Annotated in this window: 16 protein-coding genes; 11 read left to right on the forward strand and 5 right to left on the reverse strand. The window is 65.5% G+C overall.

Annotated elements, in window-relative coordinates; genetic code table 11:
- Positions 1-60: 60 nt before the first annotated feature.
- On the forward strand, positions 61-1,539 hold the full coding sequence (locus tag IWX75_RS04580) for an MGDG synthase family glycosyltransferase (protein WP_196821068.1): 1,479 nt from the start codon (positions 61-63) through the stop codon (positions 1,537-1,539).
- 26 nt (positions 1,540-1,565) lie between these two features.
- Here IWX75_RS04580 and IWX75_RS04585 read toward each other — a convergent pair whose 3' ends face one another.
- On the reverse strand, positions 1,566-3,821 hold the full coding sequence (locus tag IWX75_RS04585) for a beta-glucosidase (RefSeq protein WP_196821069.1): 2,256 nt from the start codon (positions 3,819-3,821) through the stop codon (positions 1,566-1,568).
- 246 nt (positions 3,822-4,067) lie between these two features.
- On the opposite strand from IWX75_RS04585, the gene IWX75_RS04590 reads away from it, so the two are divergent.
- Positions 4,068-5,651: a cryptochrome/photolyase family protein gene (locus tag IWX75_RS04590; RefSeq protein WP_196821070.1), complete on the forward strand. Its 1,584-nt coding sequence runs from the start codon at positions 4,068-4,070 to the stop codon at positions 5,649-5,651.
- A gap of 208 nt (positions 5,652-5,859) precedes the next feature.
- Here IWX75_RS04590 and IWX75_RS04595 read toward each other — a convergent pair whose 3' ends face one another.
- Positions 5,860-6,072 (reverse strand): helix-turn-helix domain-containing protein, encoded by a 213-nt coding sequence (locus IWX75_RS04595; protein ID WP_196821071.1) that lies wholly within the window; start codon positions 6,070-6,072, stop codon positions 5,860-5,862.
- A 353-nt stretch (positions 6,073-6,425) separates the two neighbouring features.
- Here IWX75_RS04595 and IWX75_RS04600 point away from each other — a divergent pair, with 353 nt between their 5' ends.
- The 3 genes from IWX75_RS04600 to IWX75_RS04610 all read left to right on the forward strand — a co-directional run bounded on the left by IWX75_RS04600 (position 6,426) and on the right by IWX75_RS04610 (position 10,988).
- Complete coding sequence (locus tag IWX75_RS04600; RefSeq protein ID WP_196821072.1) at positions 6,426-8,219, forward strand: ABC transporter family substrate-binding protein; 1,794 nt, start codon at positions 6,426-6,428, stop codon at positions 8,217-8,219.
- 211 nt (positions 8,220-8,430) lie between these two features.
- Positions 8,431-9,972 (forward strand): ABC transporter permease, encoded by a 1,542-nt coding sequence (locus IWX75_RS04605; protein WP_196821073.1) that lies wholly within the window; start codon positions 8,431-8,433, stop codon positions 9,970-9,972.
- Entirely contained in the window at positions 9,969-10,988 is a 1,020-nt protein-coding gene (locus IWX75_RS04610; protein ID WP_196821074.1) for an ABC transporter permease, read from the forward strand. Before IWX75_RS04605 ends, IWX75_RS04610 begins: the two co-directional genes overlap by 4 nt.
- Before the next feature lie 20 nt (positions 10,989-11,008).
- On the opposite strand, the gene IWX75_RS04615 is transcribed toward IWX75_RS04610, so the two are convergent.
- Positions 11,009-11,632, reverse strand: coding sequence for a PH domain-containing protein (locus IWX75_RS04615; RefSeq protein WP_196821075.1), 624 nt, complete (start codon positions 11,630-11,632; stop codon positions 11,009-11,011).
- 89 nt (positions 11,633-11,721) lie between these two features.
- Here IWX75_RS04615 and IWX75_RS04620 point away from each other — a divergent pair, with 89 nt between their 5' ends.
- From IWX75_RS04620 to IWX75_RS04635, 4 genes are all read left to right on the forward strand, one after another.
- Positions 11,722-13,554 carry an ABC transporter ATP-binding protein gene (locus tag IWX75_RS04620; protein ID WP_196821076.1) on the forward strand — a complete coding sequence of 611 codons (1,833 nt, stop codon included), beginning with the start codon at positions 11,722-11,724 and terminating at the stop codon, positions 13,552-13,554.
- 156 nt (positions 13,555-13,710) lie between these two features.
- Entirely contained in the window at positions 13,711-15,354 is a 1,644-nt protein-coding gene (locus IWX75_RS04625) for a BCCT family transporter (protein ID WP_334684103.1), read from the forward strand.
- 245 nt (positions 15,355-15,599) lie between these two features.
- A complete protein-coding gene (gene typA, locus IWX75_RS04630; protein ID WP_026531741.1) occupies positions 15,600-17,516 on the forward strand; it encodes a translational GTPase TypA in 1,917 nt (638 codons plus the stop codon).
- A 164-nt stretch (positions 17,517-17,680) separates the two neighbouring features.
- Positions 17,681-18,073 (forward strand): hypothetical protein, encoded by a 393-nt coding sequence (locus IWX75_RS04635; RefSeq protein WP_196821077.1) that lies wholly within the window; start codon positions 17,681-17,683, stop codon positions 18,071-18,073.
- On the opposite strand, the gene IWX75_RS04640 is transcribed toward IWX75_RS04635, so the two are convergent.
- Both IWX75_RS04640 and IWX75_RS04645 read right to left on the reverse strand, forming a co-directional pair.
- Positions 18,070-18,564: a helix-turn-helix domain-containing protein gene (locus tag IWX75_RS04640; RefSeq protein ID WP_196821078.1), complete on the reverse strand. Its 495-nt coding sequence runs from the start codon at positions 18,562-18,564 to the stop codon at positions 18,070-18,072. The genes IWX75_RS04635 and IWX75_RS04640 overlap by 4 nt on opposite strands.
- 69 nt (positions 18,565-18,633) lie before the next feature.
- Entirely contained in the window at positions 18,634-18,858 is a 225-nt protein-coding gene (locus IWX75_RS04645; RefSeq protein ID WP_196821079.1) for a putative acetyltransferase, read from the reverse strand.
- A gap of 144 nt (positions 18,859-19,002) precedes the next feature.
- Between IWX75_RS04645 and fdxA the strand changes: the two genes are divergently transcribed.
- Entirely contained in the window at positions 19,003-19,329 is a 327-nt protein-coding gene (fdxA, locus tag IWX75_RS04650) for a ferredoxin (RefSeq protein ID WP_196821080.1), read from the forward strand.
- Complete coding sequence (gene dapC, locus IWX75_RS04655) at positions 19,326-20,474, forward strand: succinyldiaminopimelate transaminase (RefSeq protein WP_334684104.1); 1,149 nt, start codon at positions 19,326-19,328, stop codon at positions 20,472-20,474. Before fdxA ends, dapC begins: the two co-directional genes overlap by 4 nt.
- Positions 20,475-20,481 lie beyond the last annotated feature (7 nt).

Raw genomic sequence — 20,481 nt, forward strand, 5'->3', positions numbered from 1 at the left:
CGGACTCGAGCACGGCTGGGTCCGCGTCCTCAGGGTGACGCGGCCTGTTAGCCTCTCTTCATGCGCAAGACATCGGCACGAGCTCCCGACACCGCGGGAAGGGAGCGCGTACTGATCCTGTCCGCAGGGGTGGGAGCGGGCCACAACAGCGCCGCGGCTGCGGTGCAGCAGGCGTGCGCCGCGCGCCCGGACATCGCCGAGGTACAGGTGCTGGACGTGCTGCAGGTGAGTAGCGTGCTTTACCGCGCACTGCTGGCAAAAGGTTATTTCGTGCTGGTCGAGGGCCTGCCCTGGCTGGTCGAGTGGGGCTACGACGCCAGCGACCCGCCGTTCCGCCGACGCGGCCCGATCGATCCCTGGACACGGGCGAACGCTGTTCCGGTCATCGGTGCGATCAAGCGGTTCCGGCCGACCGCCATCGTGTGCACGCACTTCCTGCCGGCCCAGCTCCTGGCGTCGCTGCTCCTTCGCGGTGTCACTGACGCGAGAACCGCTGTCGTGACCACGGACTACGACTTCCAGGGCCTGTGGCTTCCGGGTGCGTTCCACGCGCTCTTCGTGGCCAGGGAGGAGGGGAAGGTGGAGCTGATGGCGCTCGGCCTTCCTCCCGACCGCGTCGCGGCCACGGGCATCCCGATCGCCGAACAGCCCGATGTCGCTTCCACGCGCGACCCCAACGAGCTCCCGATGCTACTGATCTCGGCGGGCGCGACCGGTGGCGACTATGCGGTGTCGGTGGTGCGGCAGACGATGCACATGCGCTCGCCGTTCACGGCCACGATCGTGTGCGGACGCAACGAAGCGCTGCGGCAGCGCATCGAGCGGCTGGTGGCGCCCGCCGGTGACCGCTACCGGGTGCTCGGCTTCACGGCGGAGATGCCGCAGCTGCTGCGCGGCGCCGACCTGTTCGTGGGCAAGCCGGGCGGCCTGTCGGCGTCGGAGTGCATGGCTGCAGGGCTTCCGATGGTGCTCGTGAACCCCATTCCGGGGCAGGAGGTTCGCAACGGCGACTACCTGATGGAGCAGGGGGCGGCCGTCCGCTGCAACACCGCCGCGACGATCGGCTGGAAGATCGACGAGGTGCTGCGCGAGCCGGGCCGCCTGCAGCGGATGCAGGCGGCGGCGCGGAGAATCGGTCGCCCGGACGCCGCGGCGGACGTGCTGACCGGCCTGCTGGACGGGCCGGCACGTCCGCTGGTCGTGACCCGCGCGGCGCAGAAGACCATTCTGGCCGCGAGCGAGCAACGCACCGTCGCGACCGATCTGACGGGACCCTCCGCGCTGGTCCGCCTGATCGACTCGGCTGCGGGAAGCACGGTCGCGCTGCTGCAAGCCGAGGAGCTGGGGGACCTGCAGAAGCGGTACGCGACTCCGGACGGGGGCCTGGTGCTGCGGCGCGGACAGGCGCCCGTGTCGCTCCGGTGGGAGGCGCGGCGGTTGCTCCGCGCTCTGCTGCGCGACGACGGTGAGGTGCCTGTCCGCGTCGAGGAGCTCTCGGCACCCCTGGCGTTCTTCCCGGGTGACCGGCTCCCCGGGTGACCGGCGGGACGCGACCTGTACCAACCTTAGCCCGGCCGACCGTCCGGGACACCGTCCGTGCCGATCGGTCCCTCAGGGCGTCGCAACCGGGCCGCCTCCGCCCAGTCGGCCGGGCTGTGCTGGGCGGCGAGTAAAGCCCAGTCGCCCGCGCGGGGGGACCAGCGCCGTGTGGCCGGATCGCGCTGCAGGGTGGGCCCCGCCTCAAGGAGAACCCGCACTGTCGTCTCCGCACCGGGCTGCAGCATCACCTTCCGAAAGCCCAGGAGCTGGGCCACCGGCCTGCGCAGGGACACGTCCGCAGCGTAGACCTGAACGACGGTCGAGCCCTCGCGGTCGCCGGTGTTCGTCACGAGCACGTCCGCGGTGCCGCCGGTGTCGTCGAACCGGTGGTCGAGAAGCCGGTGCTCGATCGTCGTGTAGCTTAAGCCGAATCCGAACGGGAACGCAGCCTCGTGTCCCTCGCGGTCGAGCCCGCGTTGACCCCACGTGTCGTCGTAGACGACGGACTTCGCCGCGCGGTCGAACGACGGCAGATGCACAGCGTCCGTCGGCAGCACGAACGGCAGCCGTCCGCCGGGCTCCGCACTGCCGGTCAGCACGCTCGCCAGCGCGCGGCCACCCTCCATACCGCCGTACCAGGCGAGGAGAATCACCGGCACGCGGTTCCGCCACGCCTCCATGAGGATCGCGCTGCCGCCGATCAGTACGACGACGGTCCGCGGGTTAGCGGCGACGACGGCGTGGATGAGGCGCACGTCGGAGGGGCGCAGGTCGAGCGAGCTGCGGTCGCCGCCTCGGACGAAGCGCGACGCGAGGTGTGCGAGACCGATGAGCAATCGACGGAGGGGACCCGAGCCGAAGGCCCGACCGAGCACGCCGACGTCCACGCCGCCAGTCACCACGGACTCACCCTCGTCGTGCTGGTCCAGGCCGACGACGACGATCGCCACCTCCGCGGCGGCTGCCAGCGCGGCCGCGGCGCGCTCGTTCCTCCCGGAGGTGGTCGTGATCTGCACTCGGGGAAGTGCCTCGCGCAGCCCCTGCAACGGCGAGACTGTGGAAGGAGGCCGAACGCGTGATGAGCCATGATCGCCGAGGTTCGCCCGTGCCGCGAGTCGGCCGATCACCGCGAGATGCCGGATGGCGGGAGCCAACGGCAGCAGCGGCGCCGCACCGGTGGTTTCGTTCTTCAGCAGGACGATCGCCTCCGTGGCGGCCCGGCGGGCAAGCGCGCGGTGCGCCGGCGATGCGATGAAGTCGGGGTTCGGGCTCGTCACTTCCCGGGTCGCGGCATGCAGCACGCACGTGCGCAGGATGCGGCGCGCGGACCGCAGCACCGTCGCGCGGTCCAGGTCACCACTCCGTAGCGCGGCCGGCAGATCTCGGGCGCGCAACAGTCGCAACGGCATCTCCACGTCCATCCCCGCCTCCAGGCTGACGACCGCGTCGTGGATGCCGAACACCCAGTCGCTCGTCACGAACCCCGAAAAACCCCACTCGTGCCGCAGCACATCCGTGAGCAGGACGCGATTGACGTCCATGTACTCGCCCCGCACCCGGTTGTAGGAACTCATCACGGAGTCGGCGCCGCTTTCCACGATGGCCTTGAAGTGCGGCAGGTACACCTCGTGCAGGGCGTGTTCGTCGACCGACACGTCCACCTCGAAGCGCTCGTCCTCCATCGAGTTGAGCGCGAAGTGCTTCACGCACGCCATCACGTGCACGCGTACACCTCGGGTGAGAGCCGATCCCATCCGGCCGGTGAGCACCGGATCCTCCCCGTAGCACTCCTGCGCCCGGCCCCACGCAGGGTGGCGAAGCAGGTTGACGCAGACGGAGGCGGAGTAATTAGCTCCCCGCGCCCTGGTCTCCAGACCGATCACGAGCCCGACCCGTTCCTCCAGCGACGGATCCCAGGTGGCGGCCCGTGCAATCGTCACAGGGAAGGCGGTGGAGGAGCCGATCACGACGCCGCGGCCACCGTCGCTGAACCGGATGCCCGGGATGCCGAGCCGTGGAACCGCCCCGGCCACGAACGGCCGCCGACCGAGCAGCATCGGGATGAACGGGAGCAGCCGCCGGGGAGAGTCGCCATCGAGCAGTCCGAGGATTTCCCCATCCGTCATCCGGTCGATCAGTTGCTCCGCAGCCTCGTCCGCACCGAACTCGCCCGCCCGGACCGCCCGGACCGCCTCGCCGTACGCGCTGCCCTCCGCTGTCGCCGCGTCCGTCGATGCCGACTCTTGCGCTCGCTCTACCCGACGCCTTGCAGCCACCTTCATGCACTAAAGTCTGCACCCTGCGTGTGCGTGAGCGCGGAAGCACAGTGCGGAAGCACAGTATTGCGGCTCAACGCGCGGTGCGGGTGGGCGCCGAGCGGCTAGATCCGGTTACCGGTGGCGTATCGAGAGGTTCCGAAGCGTGACACGACTCTTGATCATGACCTGCGAACCCTTTCGTCGAATCTCGCTGCGGTACCTCGGTGCAGCGATACTTTTCGCGCGAAGCGATCCCTCTATCGTTAGGGCATGAGCTCCGGCCCGCATGTGCGCCTCGTCCTGCCGCATCAACTCTTCGACCAGCATCTCGACGCCGCTGGCGACACCGTATTCGTGCTCATCGAGCATGACCTTCTCTTTCGCCAGTACGCGTTCCATTCCCACAAGCTGGTGCTGCACCGCGCGTCGATGACCCGATTCGCCCGTCGCCTCAGCGAGCACGGCTACGACGTCGAAGTCCTCGGAAGCGATGCCGAGCATAGCTCCTCCGATCAGCTCGCCGGGTTCGTCCGGAACCGGAACCCGGTGCAGGTGACCTGGTTCGACGTGGTCGATGACTGGCTCGAGCGGGATCTGATCGCGGCGCTCGACGACGGCGGCTACCGGATGCGCCGGGAGGACGTGTTCGAAACACCGAACTTCCTCACCGACCGGAAGCAAATCGATGACTGGTTCTCCCACAATGACTCCCGGATGCAGAACTTCTACGTGTGGCAGCGCCGTCGACTCGGCATTCTGCTCGACGACGGGGGACCCCTCGGCGGGAGGTGGTCCTTCGACGCCGACAACCGCAAGAAGCTTCCCCGCGGCTACACCCCCCACGTCGTGGGCCGCTTCGCGCACCATCCCGTCCATCGACGCGAAGGGACCCTGGACATCGAAGCGCTGATGGGGGACGAGGTCGGTGGCGGGATGCATCACGAGGTGGACCTCGCGATCGCCTGGGTCAGTGCGGAGTTCCCGGACGCCCCGGGTGATCCCCACCTGTTCGCCTGGCCCACCAGCGGCGACGAAGCGCGTCAGCACCTGCAGGAGTTCGTCCGCGAACGGCTCAATGAGTTCGGGCCCTACGAGGACGCGATTTCCACCACGCATCCGTTCATCGCCCACGGCCTGCTGACGGCAGCGCTGAACATCGGGCTGCTGGACCCGCGGGACCTCGTACGGACGGTACTCGAAGGAGCCGATTCCAATACCCCCCTCGCCTCCGTGGAGGGGTTCGTGCGGCAGGTGATCGGCTGGCGGGAATACATGCGGGCCACCTACCGGACCAGCGGCCGCCGAATGCGTACCTCGAACCACCTCGACCACCAGAACGCACTCGGGGCTGGGTGGTGGAACGCGAGCACCGGACTGGCCCCCGTCGACATGGTCGTCTCCCGCGTACTCGCCACCGGGTATGCCCACCACATCGAGCGGCTGATGGTGCTCGGCAACGCGATGTCCCTGCTGCGGATCCATCCTGATCGGGTATACGAGTGGTTCATGGAGCTGTTCATCGACGCGTACGACTGGGTGATGGTCCCCAATGTCTATGCGATGAGCCAGTTCGCCGCGGGGGAGGAGATCACCACGAAACCCTATGTGTCGGGCAGCAACTACCTGCGAAAGATGTCAGACCTTCCCGTAGGTGAATGGATGGCCGATTGGGATGGTCTGTACTGGATGTTCGTCGAGGATCACCGCGCGGTCCTGGGAACGAACCCCCGCACGCGGATGGTCGTCTCCCTGCTTGAGAACATGGACCCGAACATTTTGAACGAGCATCGACGCCGTGCCGCGGCCTTCCTCGACGGCGGGCACGAAACGGCACTGCTGAGACGGCACTGCTGAGAACGACGCCGACGCGCGGCACCGCCCGTCGATCGTGAACGTGCCCGGGACGGCCGAGCCCGTGGAATTCGTCGGACCGAGGTCTTCGTGCCGTATGCAGAAACCCGGCAGGGGGACCCTTCGCCGTTTCCGGCTCTGGAGTATTGCGTTCCGCAAACTCCGGTGATGGTGTGCCTGCTGCGTGCCCGATTAAGGGGCAGGTCAGCCGTCATCCGGCCTTCTCACCTGCGCCGTACTGCGGGTTGAACGTCTCCAGGTACTGCTGGATGGCACTCTCGCTAACGCGGTACGAGCGACCGAAGCGAATCCCGTCGAGCGCCCCGGACTGCAGTAACCGGTACACGGTCATCTTCGACACCCGCATCACCTCTGCCACCTCCGCGACTGTAAGGAGGTCTCTCGGAAGTTCAGTACTAAGCATTTCTCATCCATCCGATCTTTCGGGGCGTCGTCAGGGACCCGGTCGGTATCACCGGGCCGGAAGGCATTACCAGCCCTCTATTCTAGCCAATAGGAAGCCAGCTTATTATCATTTCGTGTTCCTGCTCACACTGCACCAATCCGGGGCGGAGCCCTGGCGGATAGGACGGGTTTGGTTGCTTTTCGATAACAACAATGCCCGCCCTCCCGATTCGTTACCTGCCGGTAACACCGCGCGGTTAGGATTCTGCTCATGTGAGGCACGCCACTTCCATGAAGTGCGTGTCCACCGTCATGTAACACGACATGAAGTGAAGCTGGTTCCACACCACGGAACAAGGAATAGGAGGCGGAATGCGTTTCGGACGTACTTCCAAAGCTGTGGGGGTTGCTGCTGTTGCAGCACTCGCACTGAGCGCCTGCGCTGCCAATACCGGTACTGAAACTACCGAAGGCGACGAGGCTGAAGCGACCGGCGGAGAAGTTCGCGTGGTCGAGGTGAACGCATTCAGTTCATTCAACTCGGGTACCTCAGAGGGCAACGTTGATATCAACGGCAAGATCGCCTATGCGACCCACTCGGGGTTCAACTACATCAACAATGACCTCGAAGTAGTACCGAATGAAGACTTCGGCACCTACGAGGTTCTTTCGGAAGACCCGCTGAGTGTGAAGTACACAGTGAACGAGGGCGTGAACTGGTCCGACGGCGAACCGGTTGACGCAGGCGATCTCCTCCTTGCGTGGGCAATCGGCTCAGGGCACTTCAACGACGCAACCACCGACGACGCCGGGGAAGTCACCTCCGGCACCACCTACTTCGACACCGCCGCGGACACCAGCGGTCTTGGCCTCACCGCTCTCCCCGAGGTGGGTGATGACGGTCGGTCGATCACTCTCGAGTACTCCGAGCCCTTCGCTGACTACGAAGTAGCGTTCGGCACGATGACCGAAGGCGGCATCGGCATGCCGGCGCACGTCGTCGCCACCAACGGTGGCCTGGCCGACGAGGACGCGCTGGTCCAACTCATCCAGACGGCTCCCGAGGGCGACCCCGCTGCTCCCGAGGAACGCCCTGAACTGCAGGCAGTTGCCGATTTCTGGAACGCCGGGTTCGACACCAAGTCGCTGCCGACCGATCCGTCGCTCTACCTCTCCAACGGCCCGTACATCGTTTCCGCCATCACGCCTGACCAGTCGATGACGCTTACACGCAACGAGGACTACGACTGGGGACCCATGCCCAGCGTCGACGAAATCACCATCCGCTACATCGGTGAGGCGCCGGCCCAGGTGCAGGCACTGCAGAACGGCGAAGTGGACATCATCGCCCCGCAGGCGTCCGCAGACACCGTCGAGCAGCTCGAAGCACTCGAGGGCATCACCGTAGAGCGCGGAAACCAGCTGTCCTATGACCACCTCGACCTCAACTTCTCCGGCGTCTTCGCTGAGGAAAGCGTGCGTGAGGCGTTCATGAAGACGGTTCCCCGCCAGCAGATCGTCGACTCGATCATCAAGAAGCTCAATCCTGACGCCGCGCCGCTCGACTCGCAGCTCTTCCTGTCCGACCAGGAAGGCTACGAGGAAACCGCGGAGAACAACGGCTCGGCGGAATACGCCGAGGCCGACATCGAGGGCGCACGTGAACTCCTCGCCGGAGCCACTCCCGATGTCCGCATCATGTACAACCGGGACAACCCCAACCGCCTCGATGCCTACACGCTGATCGCGGAGTCTGCATCGCAGGCCGGTTTCAATGTCATCGACGGAGGCCTCGGAGCATCCGACTGGGGCGCAGCGCTCGGTAACGGTACCTATGACGCAACCATCTTCGGCTGGATCAACTCGGGCGTCGGAGTCTCCGGTGTTCCGCAGATCTTCAAGACCGCGAACGGCTCGAACTTCAACGGGTTCTCGAGCCCCGAAGCCGATGCGCTCATGGACCAGTTGATCGTCGAAACCGACCCGGAGGAGCAGAAGCGCCTCCAGATCGAGATCGACAAACTCATCTGGGACTCGAACTACGGATTGCCGCTGTTTCAGGTTCCTGGTGTCGATGCCTACAGTGACACCGTCACCGGCGTCGCCTACATGCCGAACCAGACAGGCGTGTGGTGGAACTTTTGGGACTGGGAAGTAGTCCAGTAACCATCAGCACGAGTTAGTCGGTCAAACGGGAGGCGCCGGACCCAGTAGTCACTGGTTCCGGCGCCTTTCGGCGTGAACCGATCTGGTGAAGGCGTCTACCAGAGTGAATCAAGTGATTGGGAAGTGTTGGATTCCGCCCTTCAGTGACCTGCATTACACTGGCGCGGTGGGACGCTGACTCCCATGGGACCTACTTTGAGGCAAAGAAAATATGGTGACTTACATCGTGCGGCGTCTGGTGACTGCCGTTCTGATCCTGTTCGGGGCATCGTTCCTCGTGTACCTCCTGACAGCGGCGTCAGGCGATCCCCTGGAAGACCTGCGAGCCAGCAGCGCCCCTAACCGTGACCAGCTGATCCAGGCCCGATCGGAGCTCCTGAATCTGGACACACCAGCGCCCCTGCGCTACTTCGGCTGGCTGTCGGGCGCCCTCAAGTGCGTGGTGCCGTTCATCGGCTCCTGCGACCTCGGGCGAAGCATCCAGGGGGAAGCGGTGGTCGATGCTCTCGCCCGCGCAATGGGCAACACGATCCTCCTCGTCACCACGGCCACGATCCTTGCCATCATCATCGGTGTATCGCTCGGGATCATCACCGCCCTGCGCCAGTACAGCGGGCTGGACTACGGCGTCACCTTCATGGCATTCCTTTTCTTCTCCCTGCCGATCTTCTGGCTGGCGGTGCTCCTCAAGGAATTCGGGGCAATCGGCTTCAACAACTTCCTGGCGGACCCGGAGATACCCTTGACCACACTCCTGGTGGTTGCCTTCGCCAGCGGTGTCATCTGGGCGGTCTTCGCCGGCGGCTCCGCAAAGCGGAAAGGTCTCGCCTTCCTGCTGGGCGCTGTCCTTGCGGGCGGACTGCTGGCCGTGCTCGACGCGGTCGGGTGGTTCGTGGAGCCGGGCCTCGGTCCCGTCGTCATCGTCGTATCGGGAGTGGCGATCGCCTATGGAGTCACCCTGCTCACCGCAGGCCTGAAGAACCGTCGTGCGCTCGGTTCCGCCCTCATCATGGTTGCCCTGGGTCTGGTGGCCTACTACGTGGTGAACCCCCTGCTCGCCGGAGCAACCATCTGGCTGATCATCCTCCTCGCCGCGGTCACCATGCTGGTCGGCCTCGTGGTGGGTTACTTCATGGGCGGGTACGACCGCGGGCAGAGCATGCGCTCGGCCGCGCTCACCGGACTCCTCATGGGCGGACTGATCGTCCTCGACCGCTTCATGGTCACCTGGCCGCTGTACACCGGCAACTCCCGTGTCCGGGGCAGGCCCATCGCCACGATCGGAGCATCGACCCCGGGTTTGGAGGGTGACTTCTGGATCTCGGGCCTCGATTCGTTCACGCACCTCCTGCTGCCGACCCTCGCACTGCTGCTGGCATCCCTGGCGAGCTACAGCCGGTACTCCCGTGCCTCGATGCTCGAGATCATGAGCATGGACTACATCCGCACGGCACGGGCGAAAGGCCTTTCCGAGCGGACCGTCGTCATGAGGCATGCTTTCCGGAACGCCCTGATTCCGCTCGCCACGCTGGTCGCCTTCGATATCGGTGCGCTGATAGGGGGCGCCGTCATCACCGAGCAGGTGTTTGCCTTCGCCGGCATGGGCCAGCTCTTCATCTCGGCACTGGCGCGGACCGATCCGAATCCCATCATGGGGTTCTTCCTCGTAGTCGGCATCCTCGCCCTCGTCTTCAACCTCATCGCCGACCTCGTCTATTCGTTCCTCGACCCACGCGTAAGGGTGAAAGCATGACCATTCAGCGCTCCTCGAAGTCCCCGGGTGACGAGCCCGGGCCCTCGCCCCTGGCAGGAGGGGCGGCACCCGAGGCGGATCCGGTGGGCCTCTCCCAGGGCCAGATCGTCCGCAAGCGGTTCTTCGACAACACAGCGGCGATCATCAGCCTCGTGATTTTTGCGCTCGTCCTGATCCTCTCCTTCTCGTCGCTGGGTTTCGCGGGCATTCCGGGTTGGTGGAAGTACAACCACACGGAGTTCCTGCCCGTCGTCAATGGGGGCGCACCCACCTTCAGCAATATCTTCAGCTGGGGTGATCACCCCTTCGGGCAGGACGCCATCGGGCGTGACTACTTCGCGATGACGATGCGGGGGGCGCAGAACTCGATCATCATCATGTTCCTGATCGGGGCGATCTCGGGGATCGTCGGCGTCGTCATCGGCGCGTGCGCCGGCTACTTCCGCGGCATGACGGAGGCCGTGCTCATGCGGTTCACCGACATCATCATCATCATTCCCCTGATCGTGCTCGCGGCGGTTCTGGGACGCAACGTCGGCGCATCACTCGGCGAGGGTGTCCGCGTGTACTTCCTCGGGATCTTCCTCGGGCTCATCGCCTGGACCGGCATGGCGCGCCTGGTGCGGGGAGAGTTCCTGTCCCTGCGCGAACGCGAGTTCGTCGACGCGGCGAAAATCGCCGGCGCTTCGAACCGGCGGATCATCTTCAAGCACATCCTGCCGAATGCGGTAGGCGTGATCATCGTCAACACCACTCTCCTGATGGCTGCAGCGATCCTGCTCGAGACCGGCCTGAGCTACATCGGGTTCGGCGTGCAGGCGCCCGATGTGTCCTTGGGACTGAACATCAGCCAGAATGAGCAGGCTTTCCAGACGCGGCCATGGCTGTTCTGGTTCCCGGGACTGTTCATCGTGCTGATCTGCCTCACCATCAACTTCATCGGTGACGGGCTGCGGGACGCCTTCGACCCGCGGCAGAAGAAGTTCAACGCCCGCAAGGCGGGAACCGCAACGTGAGCCCGTTCGACGGTCCCGCCTCAGGCGGCGCCCTGTGCGCCGACGCTCGCCGCGAGAAGGACCAGGGCCGGAAGAATGAGGATCCAGTTCACACGGCGGTCGACGGGCGCGGAATCCGTCTGGTCGACGTCGAGCTCCCCGTTGTCGATCATCGTTTCCCAGCGGGACCGCACGAGGAACGCCGCGTAGCCGGAGTCGGTGTGTTTGAGGTCGCCCGGCCGAACCGACGCCCCGGGTCCGTAGCTCGATGCCGGCAGGTTGGTCAGGTGCTCCACCTTGCCGGCGTGCGTTCCCCACACTCCAGGCGCGGGCGCCGCCCAGGCGGAGTAGGCCCGGCGGGGAGTGACCAGCTTCAGGGCGTACTTCGTGTCCACATGGACGAGCGCGGCCCAGGGAACGCTGATCGTCACCAGCGGATTCCGCAGGGTGACGGCGGCGCGGTCCACGACGACGGTGGGGTACCAGAACAGCCACCACGCCCAGTAGGCCACCGTGAGCAGGGGCCATGCTCCCAGCAGCCCTGCCGGACCGTCGGTCGCGACCAGCGACACCAGACCCGTCCCGACCAGGACGAAGGCGATAAGGGTGAACCATTTGCTGGTCCGCGGTTTGAACACCGTGGTACCGGTGGCGGGTGTGCTCATAGCCCTATAGTTTCAGGATTTTCGGCCGACCGGGGGCAGCATGCCGTTCCCGCGCGCTCTGGCCGGCCACCAGCGGAAGGAAGCAAACCATGACTCCGGACCTCATCGGCAGTGCCGACGACTCACGAGTTGTCCCTTCGAGCGGACAGGGGCCGGTCCTCGAGGTCCGGAACCTGTCGGTGCATTTCGGCGTGGAGAAGAAGTGGGTACCGGCAGCGGTCAACCTCAACTATTACGTCAATGCCGGCGAAGTGCTCGCGATCGTCGGTGAGTCAGGATCGGGCAAGAGCGCCAGCTCCATGTCCCTGCTGGGCCTGCTGCCGTCCAACAGCCGCGTGACGGGCCAGGTTCTGCTCAACGGCAGATCGGTTCTCGACCTGTCTCCCGCCAAGTTGCGCCAGGTGCGCGGCAACGACGTCGCGGTGATCTTCCAGGAGCCCATGACCGCGCTGAACCCCGTGTACACCGTGGGGTTCCAGATCGTCGAGACACTTCGGCTCCACAACGAGATCTCGCCGGACGAAGCCAAGCAGCGTGCCCTGCGCCTGCTCGCGCTCGTCGAACTCCCCGACCCCGAGAAGGCCTACAAGTCCTACCCCCACCAGCTCTCCGGCGGTCAACGGCAGCGGGCGATGATCGCGCAGTCCCTCTCCTGTGACCCGAAACTCCTGATCGCCGACGAACCGACCACCGCCCTCGATGTGACGGTCCAGGCGGAAATCCTCGATCTCATGAGGAACCTGCGCAACAAGCTCAACAGTGCGATCGTGCTCATCACCCATGACATGGGAGTAGTGGCGGATCTCGCGGACCGGATCGCCGTCATGCGACGGGGGGAGATCGTCGAGACGGGAACCGTCTCCGAGATCTTCGGCAATCCCCAGCACGAGTACACGCGGGCTCTGCTGGCTGCGGTTCCGCACCTCGGCCAGGGCGGGGGACAGGGCGACGACGTCGACATCGACGCCGCGCTGGCCGCAGCCACCCACACCGAACTGACCGGTGTCGACGCCGACGAGCTGGAACGCCGCGAGCGGAACGTACTGGCAGGCCTGGGGGAGGATCCGTCCGCCGACACGATCACCGCGGATCCGGTTCTCGAGCTCGTCGACGTCGCCATCGAATATCCGAAGCAGGGAAGGGTTCCTGCCTTCCGCGCGGTGGAGGGCGCCAACCTCACGATCTACCCGGGCCAGGTCATCGGACTCGTGGGTGAATCCGGATCGGGCAAGACGACCATCGGCCGCGCTGCCGTCGGGTTGCTGCCGGTCGCCGAGGGATCCCTCAAAGTGGTCGGAACCGATATCTCCGGCTTCAAACCGACCTCCAAGGAGCTTGCAGCGGTCCGTCGGCACGTGGGAATGGTGTTCCAGGACCCGGCGTCGTCCCTGAATCCGCGACTGCCGATCGGCGAGAGCATCGGCGAGCCGATGTTCCTTGCAGGAGAGGCGAAGGGTGCCGCCCTGCAGAAGCGGATCGAAACCCTGCTCGACCAGGTGGAGCTGCCGCGGTCCTACCGGAACCGCTACCCCCACGAACTGTCCGGCGGGCAGAAGCAGCGCGTCGGCATCGCCCGCGCCCTCTCGCTCAAGCCGAAGCTGATGGTCGCGGATGAGCCGACGTCGGCCCTTGATGTTTCAGTGCAGGCGCGGGTGCTCGAGCTTTTCCAGAACCTGCAGCGGGAATTAGGCTTCGCGTGCCTCTTCGTCACCCACGACCTCGCCGTCGTGGACGTGCTGGCCGACCATATCTGCGTCATGAAACGCGGGAAGATCGTTGAACAGGGAACCCGTGACCAGATCCTCCGCAGCCCCCAGAACCCCTACACCCAGCGGCTCCTGGCCGCGGTTCCGTTGCCCGACCCGGAGAAGCAGCGCGAACGGCGTGAACTGAGGGCGAAGCTCCTCGCGTCCTCCGACTAGGTCTGCGCCGGCGCAGGGTTGAGCCCGGTCAGGAGACCGGGGCAGGGATCGCTCGGGAATTGTACTCTTCGCCACGGGCATCGCCAGAAGTTCACAGGGAACTCGAAGGCAGAGGAATTGCTGAGATGCTACGCCTCCGGGCGTAGGCTGAAAGGCATGTCTACTTCCATCGAACGTTCCGAAGAGCCACCCGGAGGCAGCATGCGGCATCCTCCTTCTTCACCCGTGCCGGATGCAACCGACCGGACGGACCGCACCTCCGTCGATAAGCCGGTGCTTTTCATCTCGCTGGCGGTCGTGCTGGCGCTGCTGCTGATCGGTGTGCTTTTCCCCGCCGGGTTCTCCACGGTGACGACCAGCATCCTGGGCGGAATCGTGACCAACTTCGGCTGGGCGTTCGTCCTGTCGGCCACCGGATTCGTCATCTTCGCGCTGTTCCTCGCCTTCAGCAAATATGGCAGGATCACGCTCGGCAAGGATGGCGAGAAGCCCGAATACTCGACGATCTCCTGGATCGCGATGATGTTCAGTGCCGGCATGGGCATCGGACTCATGTTCTACGGGGTCACCGAGCCGATCACGCACTACCTGACTCCGCCGATTGCGGGGATCGAGCCGGGTTCGGAAGCGGCAGCCCGCGAGTCCATGAACTACACGCTCTTCCACTGGGCCATCCATCCCTGGGCGATCTATGCCGTCGTCGGTCTTGCCCTCGCCTATTCGGCCTACCGCAAGGGCAGGGGATCAGGCTTCAGTGAAGCATTCACACCCTTGTTCCGAGGGCGTCCGACACCCAAGGGATTGCGCGCGATCGACGTCTTCGCAATCTTCGCCACACTCTTCGGCTCAGCGACCTCGCTCGGCCTGGGAGTGCTCCAGATCAACGGAGGCCTCAGCGAGGTCTTCGGAATGGGCAACAGCCTCGGGATCCAGATCGGGATCATCGCCGTCCTGACCCTCTGCTTCGTGATCTCTGCAGTGAGCGGCATCAGCCGGGGCATCAAATGGTTGTCCAACGGCAACATGATCCTGGCCCTCGCGCTCCTGTTCTTCCTCTTCGTCGTCGGCCCAACCGTCTTCATCCTCGAGCTGATCCCGGCATCGGCCGGAAGTTACCTCGTCAACCTCCCCCAGATGGCAACGAGGACCGGAGCCTTCGGCGGACATGAATGGCTCGCCGCGTGGACGATCTTCTACTGGGCCTGGTGGGTCTCCTGGACCCCGTTCGTCGGATCCTTCCTCGCGAAGATCTCCCGCGGAAGAACTATCCGCGAGTTCGTGATCGGAGTTGTCGCCGTCCCCAGCGTCATCAGCGTCATCTGGTTCAGCGTCTGGGGAGGCTCGGCCCTGACCGCCCAGAACTCGGGGACGGATATCGCGGCAGCGAACGCCGAAAGCCAGGAATCCGCCATGTTCGCACTCCTTGCAGAGCATCCGCTGGCGGCAGTCACCTCGGTCCTGGTGGTGATCCTTGTTGCCGTGTTCTTCATCTCGGGCGCGGATGCCGCATCGATCGTGCTCGGTTCGCTGTCCTCGTTCGGAGCAGCCGTTCCGAAGAAGTGGCTGACCATCCTGTGGGGGACCCTGACCGGTGCGGTCGCAGCTGTGCTGTTGTCGGTAGGTAGCCTGGGCGCGCTCCAGACCGTGACGATCATCGCTGCGGCCCCGTTCGTCCTGATCATGATCGGGCTGTGTATCGCCCTGATGATCGACCTGGCACGTGATCCGGCAGTGGCCGGTCCCGGGTCCCGGAAGGCCTCCCGGAGGAAGGAACCGGTTGGCATCGAGTCCGGCCCGTAGCCCCAGCGGGACCGTCCCGGGCCATCACTGATCGAGCAACATCGCGGAAGGGAACTCCATCGGGGTTCCCTTTCTCGCCTCTTCCCATCGACCGGCCGGCCGATGCGGACAACTGCTGCGCGGATGCCCGCTCATGTTCCGGCGGTGCATTAGGTCTGTTTTTGCCTAGCGCTTAGACTGGTAGAGGGTGCGCATTGTAGCCGCCGTCATTTCCCCGCAGAAGATACTGAATTGAGTCCTTACGCATGTCTGAAACCACAGGCAACACCGCTGTCCGCAGCGATCTCCGCAATGTAGCCATCGTGGCTCACGTTGACCACGGAAAAACCACACTGGTCGACGCCATGCTCAAGCAGACCAACTCCTTCGCTGCCCACGGCGACGTGGCGGACCGGGTCATGGACTCCGGCGACCTCGAGCGCGAGAAGGGCATCACCATCCTGGCCAAGAACACCACGGTGTTCTACGACGGTCCCTCCGCCAAGGGCGAGACCATCACGATCAACGTGATCGACACCCCCGGCCACGCCGACTTCGGCGGCGAAGTAGAGCGCGGACTCTCCATGGTCGACGGCGTCGTCCTTCTCGTGGACGCCTCCGAGGGACCGCTTCCCCAGACCCGCTTCGTGCTGCGCAAGGCGCTTGCCGCCAAACTTCCCGTCATCCTCCTGGTCAACAAGACCGACCGCCCCGACTCCCGTATCGAAGAGGTCGTCAGCGAGTCGATGGACCTGCTCCTCGGCCTCGCCTCCGACCTCGCGGACGAGGTTCCCGACCTCGACCTGGATTCGATCCTCAACGTCCCGGTGGTCTACGCCGCTGCCCGTGCAGGAGCCGCGTCGCTCGAGCAGCCCGCCGATGGCACCATCCCCTCGAACGACAATCTGGAGCCGCTGTTCCAGACCATCATCGAGCACATCCCCGCCCCCCGTTACAACCCCAACGGTGTGCTCCAGGCACACGTGACCAACCTCGACGCGTCGCCGTTCCTCGGGCGCCTCGCACTGCTGCGTATCTTCAACGGAACGCTCCGCAAGGGCCAGACCGTGGCCTGGGCGCGCCAGAACGGTGAACTGAAGACGGTGAAGATCACCGAACTCCTTGCTACCAAGGCGCTGGACCGTGTTCCCACCGACTCCGCGGGCCCGGGCGAGATCGTCGCCGTCGCCGGTATCGAGGGCATCACGATCGGCGAGACCCTGACCGACGTCGACAACCCCCAGCCGCTTCCACTGATCACCGTCGACGATCCCGCCATCTCGGTGACGATCGGTATCAACACCTCGCCGCTGGCCGGCCGGGTCAAGGGCGCGAAGGTCACGGCGCGCCAGGTGAAGGACCGCCTGGACAAGGAGCTCGTCGGCAACGTCTCCCTGCGTGTCCTGCCGACCGCGCGTCCCGACGCCTGGGAGGTTCAGGGCCGCGGCGAGCTTGCCCTCGCCATCCTGGTCGAGCAGATGCGCCGTGAGGGGTTCGAGCTCACCGTGGGCAAGCCGCAGGTGGTCACCAAGACCGTCGACGGCAAGATCCACGAGCCCATGGAGCACATGACCATCGACGTCCCCGAGGAGTACCTCGGCGGCGTCACCCAGCTCATGGCCGCCCGCAAGGGCCGCATGACCAACATGGCCAACCACGGAACCGGCTGGGTCCGCATGGAATTCATCGTTCCTGCACGCGGCCTCATCGGGTTCCGCACCCGGTTCCTCACCGACACACGCGGTGCGGGAATCGCAGCGTCCATCTCCGAGGGCTACGAGCCGTGGGCAGGGGACATCGAGTACCGCACCAATGGCTCCATGATCGCCGACCGCTCCGGCGTCGTCACCCCGTTCGCGATGATCAACCTGCAGGAACGCGGCTCGTTCTTCGTCCAGGCCACCTCCGAGGTGTACGAGGGCATGATCGTCGGGGAGAACTCACGCGCCGATGACATGGACGTGAACATCACCAAGGAGAAGAAGCTCACCAACATGCGTGCGGCGTCGTCCGACACCTTCGAGAACCTGACGCCGCCTCGCAACCTGACACTCGAGGAATCCCTCGAGTTCGCCCGCGAGGATGAATGCGTCGAGGTCACCCCGGAATCGATCCGGATCCGCAAGGTGATCCTCGACGCCAATGAGCGCATGCGCGCCTCACGCTCACGCGCACGGGCATAACAGCACCCATGCAGCTGAACGACGCCGGCCCCCCGGTCTCAGTGGAGGGCCGGCGTCGGCCGTTAACGCGAGTACCCTCCCGTCCACGCAGTCCTTCGCGGCGCCTCCCGACTGCGTCCCGAGGACGCCCCGGAACACCGCAGCCGGTGTCGCGGTGGGAAGGGATGGGGGCGGCTCTGGTCGGCGGCCTGCTTTCGGCTGTCCTCGGCACCGCACTGCACGGGCACGTCATCCATGTCGGAGACGCAGCGCTGCCGGTCGGCGCCGTGGCTGCGCTGCTCCTGACAGGGGCGGTCCTGGTCTGGTGCGGCCTATGGGCCCGGAACATCATCGCCGCCGCACTGTGCGGAGGAACCGCCTACGTCGTCGTGGCGGCACTCTCCAGCTCGTCGGAAACCCTCATTCTCACCGGCACCGGCGGCGGTCCGGCCCTTCCAGCTGCGGTCGCGGGAAACCTCTGGCTGTTCGGGCTCGCGCTGGCGAGCGTTCTCGGTGTGGCGGTGTGCGCCGTCGTGCTCCGGAAGTCCGCTTCAGCGGCCCGGACCAGGGTTGGTTAGTCCGCGCTCCGGTCCAGGTGGTGCGCCAGCATGATCGACGTGGCAGTACCGTCTTCGTCGGCATCGCCCGACGCGTACTCCTCGAAGATTTCGCGTACCCGGCCCATCATCTTCGTCCGGTTTTCCTCGTTGAGGCGGACCCCGAGCCGCCAGACGTCGATTTCGGACGGGCGCAGGCCCTCGATCTCCTGAAGGAAGGTCTCGACCAGGACCGGCGCCGCATTCGGCATACTGGTTCGCCAGGACAAGCCCGTCGCGCGGTAGGGAATTTCCTTTGCGCCGCGATTACCGGTCCGTGCCTCCTCCGCGCGAAGGTAACCGGTTGACAGCAGGGTGCGCACATGGTGGAGCGCCGTTGCCGGGTTCAACTCCAGTGCCTCGGCGATTTCCTTGTTGGTCCTGCCCTTGTGAAGGCACAGGCGGAGGATCCGGAGCCGGAGGGGGGAGCTGAGCGCCCTTCCCCGCGCCTGGAACTCGTCATCGTTTTCCATGCCTGAATCATACGCGAAAAGACGTGACCGATTGATATTAGCCAATCGGTGATCCGACCGAACAGCCCGTCAACGCCGGGGGCGGCGCGGCGGGGGAGGGGGTACGGTTTTTGCCGCGAAAACAGCTGACAGGCGGACCACGTCGTCCCCTCGCCGGGTACGAACAGTGCATTCGTGATCGTCGACGGCAAGAAGGTCGCCGAGGGAATCGGTGTACCCCTCGTCCAGGCGATGTCGCACCACCACCCGGGTGCCGGGTGCAAGGGAGCGGAGCAATGCAACGGCCGGATCCATATCAGCAATGCTAGCGGCGGGTCCGATCTTCGATGAGGGCTGGCAGTGCGCAGGAATGCGGGGCGGCGGGCCGGGTTGCGTTAAGCTGGGGAAAGGACCAAGGTGCTCACCCCAGCACACCAGCTTCGAGGAAAGGCGTGGGACGTGACCTACGTAATCGCGCAGCCCTGCGTGGATGTCAAGGACAAGGCCTGTATTGAAGAATGCCCCGTCGACTGCATCTATGAGGGCGAGCGATCGCTGTACATCCATCCGGACGAGTGCGTCGACTGCGGGGCCTGCGAGCCGGTCTGCCCCGTCGAAGCCATCTACTACGAGGACGACACCCCGGACCAGTGGGCCGAGTACTACAAGGCGAACGTCGAGTTCTTCGACGACCTCGGTTCGCCCGGCGGCGCGGCCAAGCTCGGGAACACGGGTAGGGACCATCCGATCATTTCCGTCCTTCCACCTCAGAACCAGCCCGCGTGACGGATTCCGGGCAGGCACGTAGCTTCGGACTCCGTCTGCCCGACTACCCCTGGGACGCGATGCGGCCCTACGTCGAGAAAGCCGCGCAGCACCCGGACGGAGCAGTCAACCTGTCGATCGGCACGCCCGTCGACCCCGTCCCGGACGTCATCCGGGACGCGCTCACAGCGGCGTCGGATGCTCCCGGCTACCCGACCACCCATGGCACTCCGGCCCTGCGCGAAGCGATCAGCGCCTGGTTCGCGCGCCGCCGAGGTGTTCCCGGGCTCGATTCCGAAAGCATTCTCCCCACTATCGGTTCGAAGGAGCTCGTTGCCTGGCTGCCCACCCTTCTGGGGCTGGGGGAGGGGGACATCGTCGTGCGTCCCCGCGTCGCGTATCCAACCTACGACGTCGGTGCCCTGCTTGCCGGGGCTACTCCCGTTGCCGCCGGTTCCCTGGCCGAGCTTGCGCCCGAAGTGAGGCATAGGGTCCGTCTCGTGTGGCTCAACAGCCCGGCGAACCCCACCGGGGAGGTCCTCGACGCCGGAGCGATGAGGGCCGTCGTCGATGAGGCACGCAGCCTCGGTGCGGTGGTCGCCTCGGACGAGTGCTACGCCGAGCTGGGCTGGGGGCGCTGGGATCCGGAGCGAGGAGGGGAGCCGGTGCCGAGTGTGCTCGACCCGCGCATCGCCGGCAGCAGTTCAGATCTCCTACTGTCCATCTACTCCCTGAGCAAGCAGTCGAACGTCGCCGGTTACCGTGCCGCCTTCGTGGCCGGTGACGGGGCGATCGTCGCGAACCTCGTGAACTCGCGAAAGCACGCCGGCATGATCGTGCCTTTTCCCGTCCAGGAGGCCATGCGGGTAGCGCTCGGCGATGACGGGCACGTCCAGCGGCAGAAGGACCTGTACCGGAGCCGGCGCGAACGGCTCGTGCCCGCGCTCGGATCCTTCGGTATGACGATCAGCGGTTCCGATGCGGGCCTCTATCTGTGGGCTTCCGACGGCGGTGCAACCTGGGACACCGTCGACAGGTTCGCAAGGGAGGGCATTGTCGTCGGGCCCGGCACTTTCTATGGTGGGGCGGGTAACGGTTTCGTGCGGGTGGCCCTCACCGGCACCGACGAGCGTATCGATGCCGCTGTCAAGAGGCTCGCCCGCTGAGTAGCAG

It is taken from the genome of Arthrobacter sp. CAN_A6 (genome assembly GCF_015751715.1).
Taxonomy (GTDB): Bacteria; Actinomycetota; Actinomycetes; order Actinomycetales; family Micrococcaceae; genus Arthrobacter_D.

Coding starts and splice junctions, on each gene's coding strand:
- IWX75_RS04580 (WP_196821068.1), top strand. CDS start 61: ATGCGCAAGACATCGGCACGAGCTCCCGACACCGCGGGAAGGGAGCGC.
- IWX75_RS04585 (WP_196821069.1), bottom strand. CDS start 3,821: ATGAAGGTGGCTGCAAGGCGTCGGGTAGAGCGAGCGCAAGAGTCGGCA.
- IWX75_RS04590 (WP_196821070.1), top strand. CDS start 4,068: ATGAGCTCCGGCCCGCATGTGCGCCTCGTCCTGCCGCATCAACTCTTC.
- IWX75_RS04595 (WP_196821071.1), bottom strand. CDS start 6,072: ATGCTTAGTACTGAACTTCCGAGAGACCTCCTTACAGTCGCGGAGGTG.
- IWX75_RS04600 (WP_196821072.1), top strand. CDS start 6,426: ATGCGTTTCGGACGTACTTCCAAAGCTGTGGGGGTTGCTGCTGTTGCA.
- IWX75_RS04605 (WP_196821073.1), top strand. CDS start 8,431: ATGGTGACTTACATCGTGCGGCGTCTGGTGACTGCCGTTCTGATCCTG.
- IWX75_RS04610 (WP_196821074.1), top strand. CDS start 9,969: ATGACCATTCAGCGCTCCTCGAAGTCCCCGGGTGACGAGCCCGGGCCC.
- IWX75_RS04615 (WP_196821075.1), bottom strand. CDS start 11,632: ATGAGCACACCCGCCACCGGTACCACGGTGTTCAAACCGCGGACCAGC.
- IWX75_RS04620 (WP_196821076.1), top strand. CDS start 11,722: ATGACTCCGGACCTCATCGGCAGTGCCGACGACTCACGAGTTGTCCCT.
- IWX75_RS04625 (WP_334684103.1), top strand. CDS start 13,711: ATGTCTACTTCCATCGAACGTTCCGAAGAGCCACCCGGAGGCAGCATG.
- typA (WP_026531741.1), top strand. CDS start 15,600: ATGTCTGAAACCACAGGCAACACCGCTGTCCGCAGCGATCTCCGCAAT.
- IWX75_RS04635 (WP_196821077.1), top strand. CDS start 17,681: ATGGGGGCGGCTCTGGTCGGCGGCCTGCTTTCGGCTGTCCTCGGCACC.
- IWX75_RS04640 (WP_196821078.1), bottom strand. CDS start 18,564: ATGGAAAACGATGACGAGTTCCAGGCGCGGGGAAGGGCGCTCAGCTCC.
- IWX75_RS04645 (WP_196821079.1), bottom strand. CDS start 18,858: ATGGATCCGGCCGTTGCATTGCTCCGCTCCCTTGCACCCGGCACCCGG.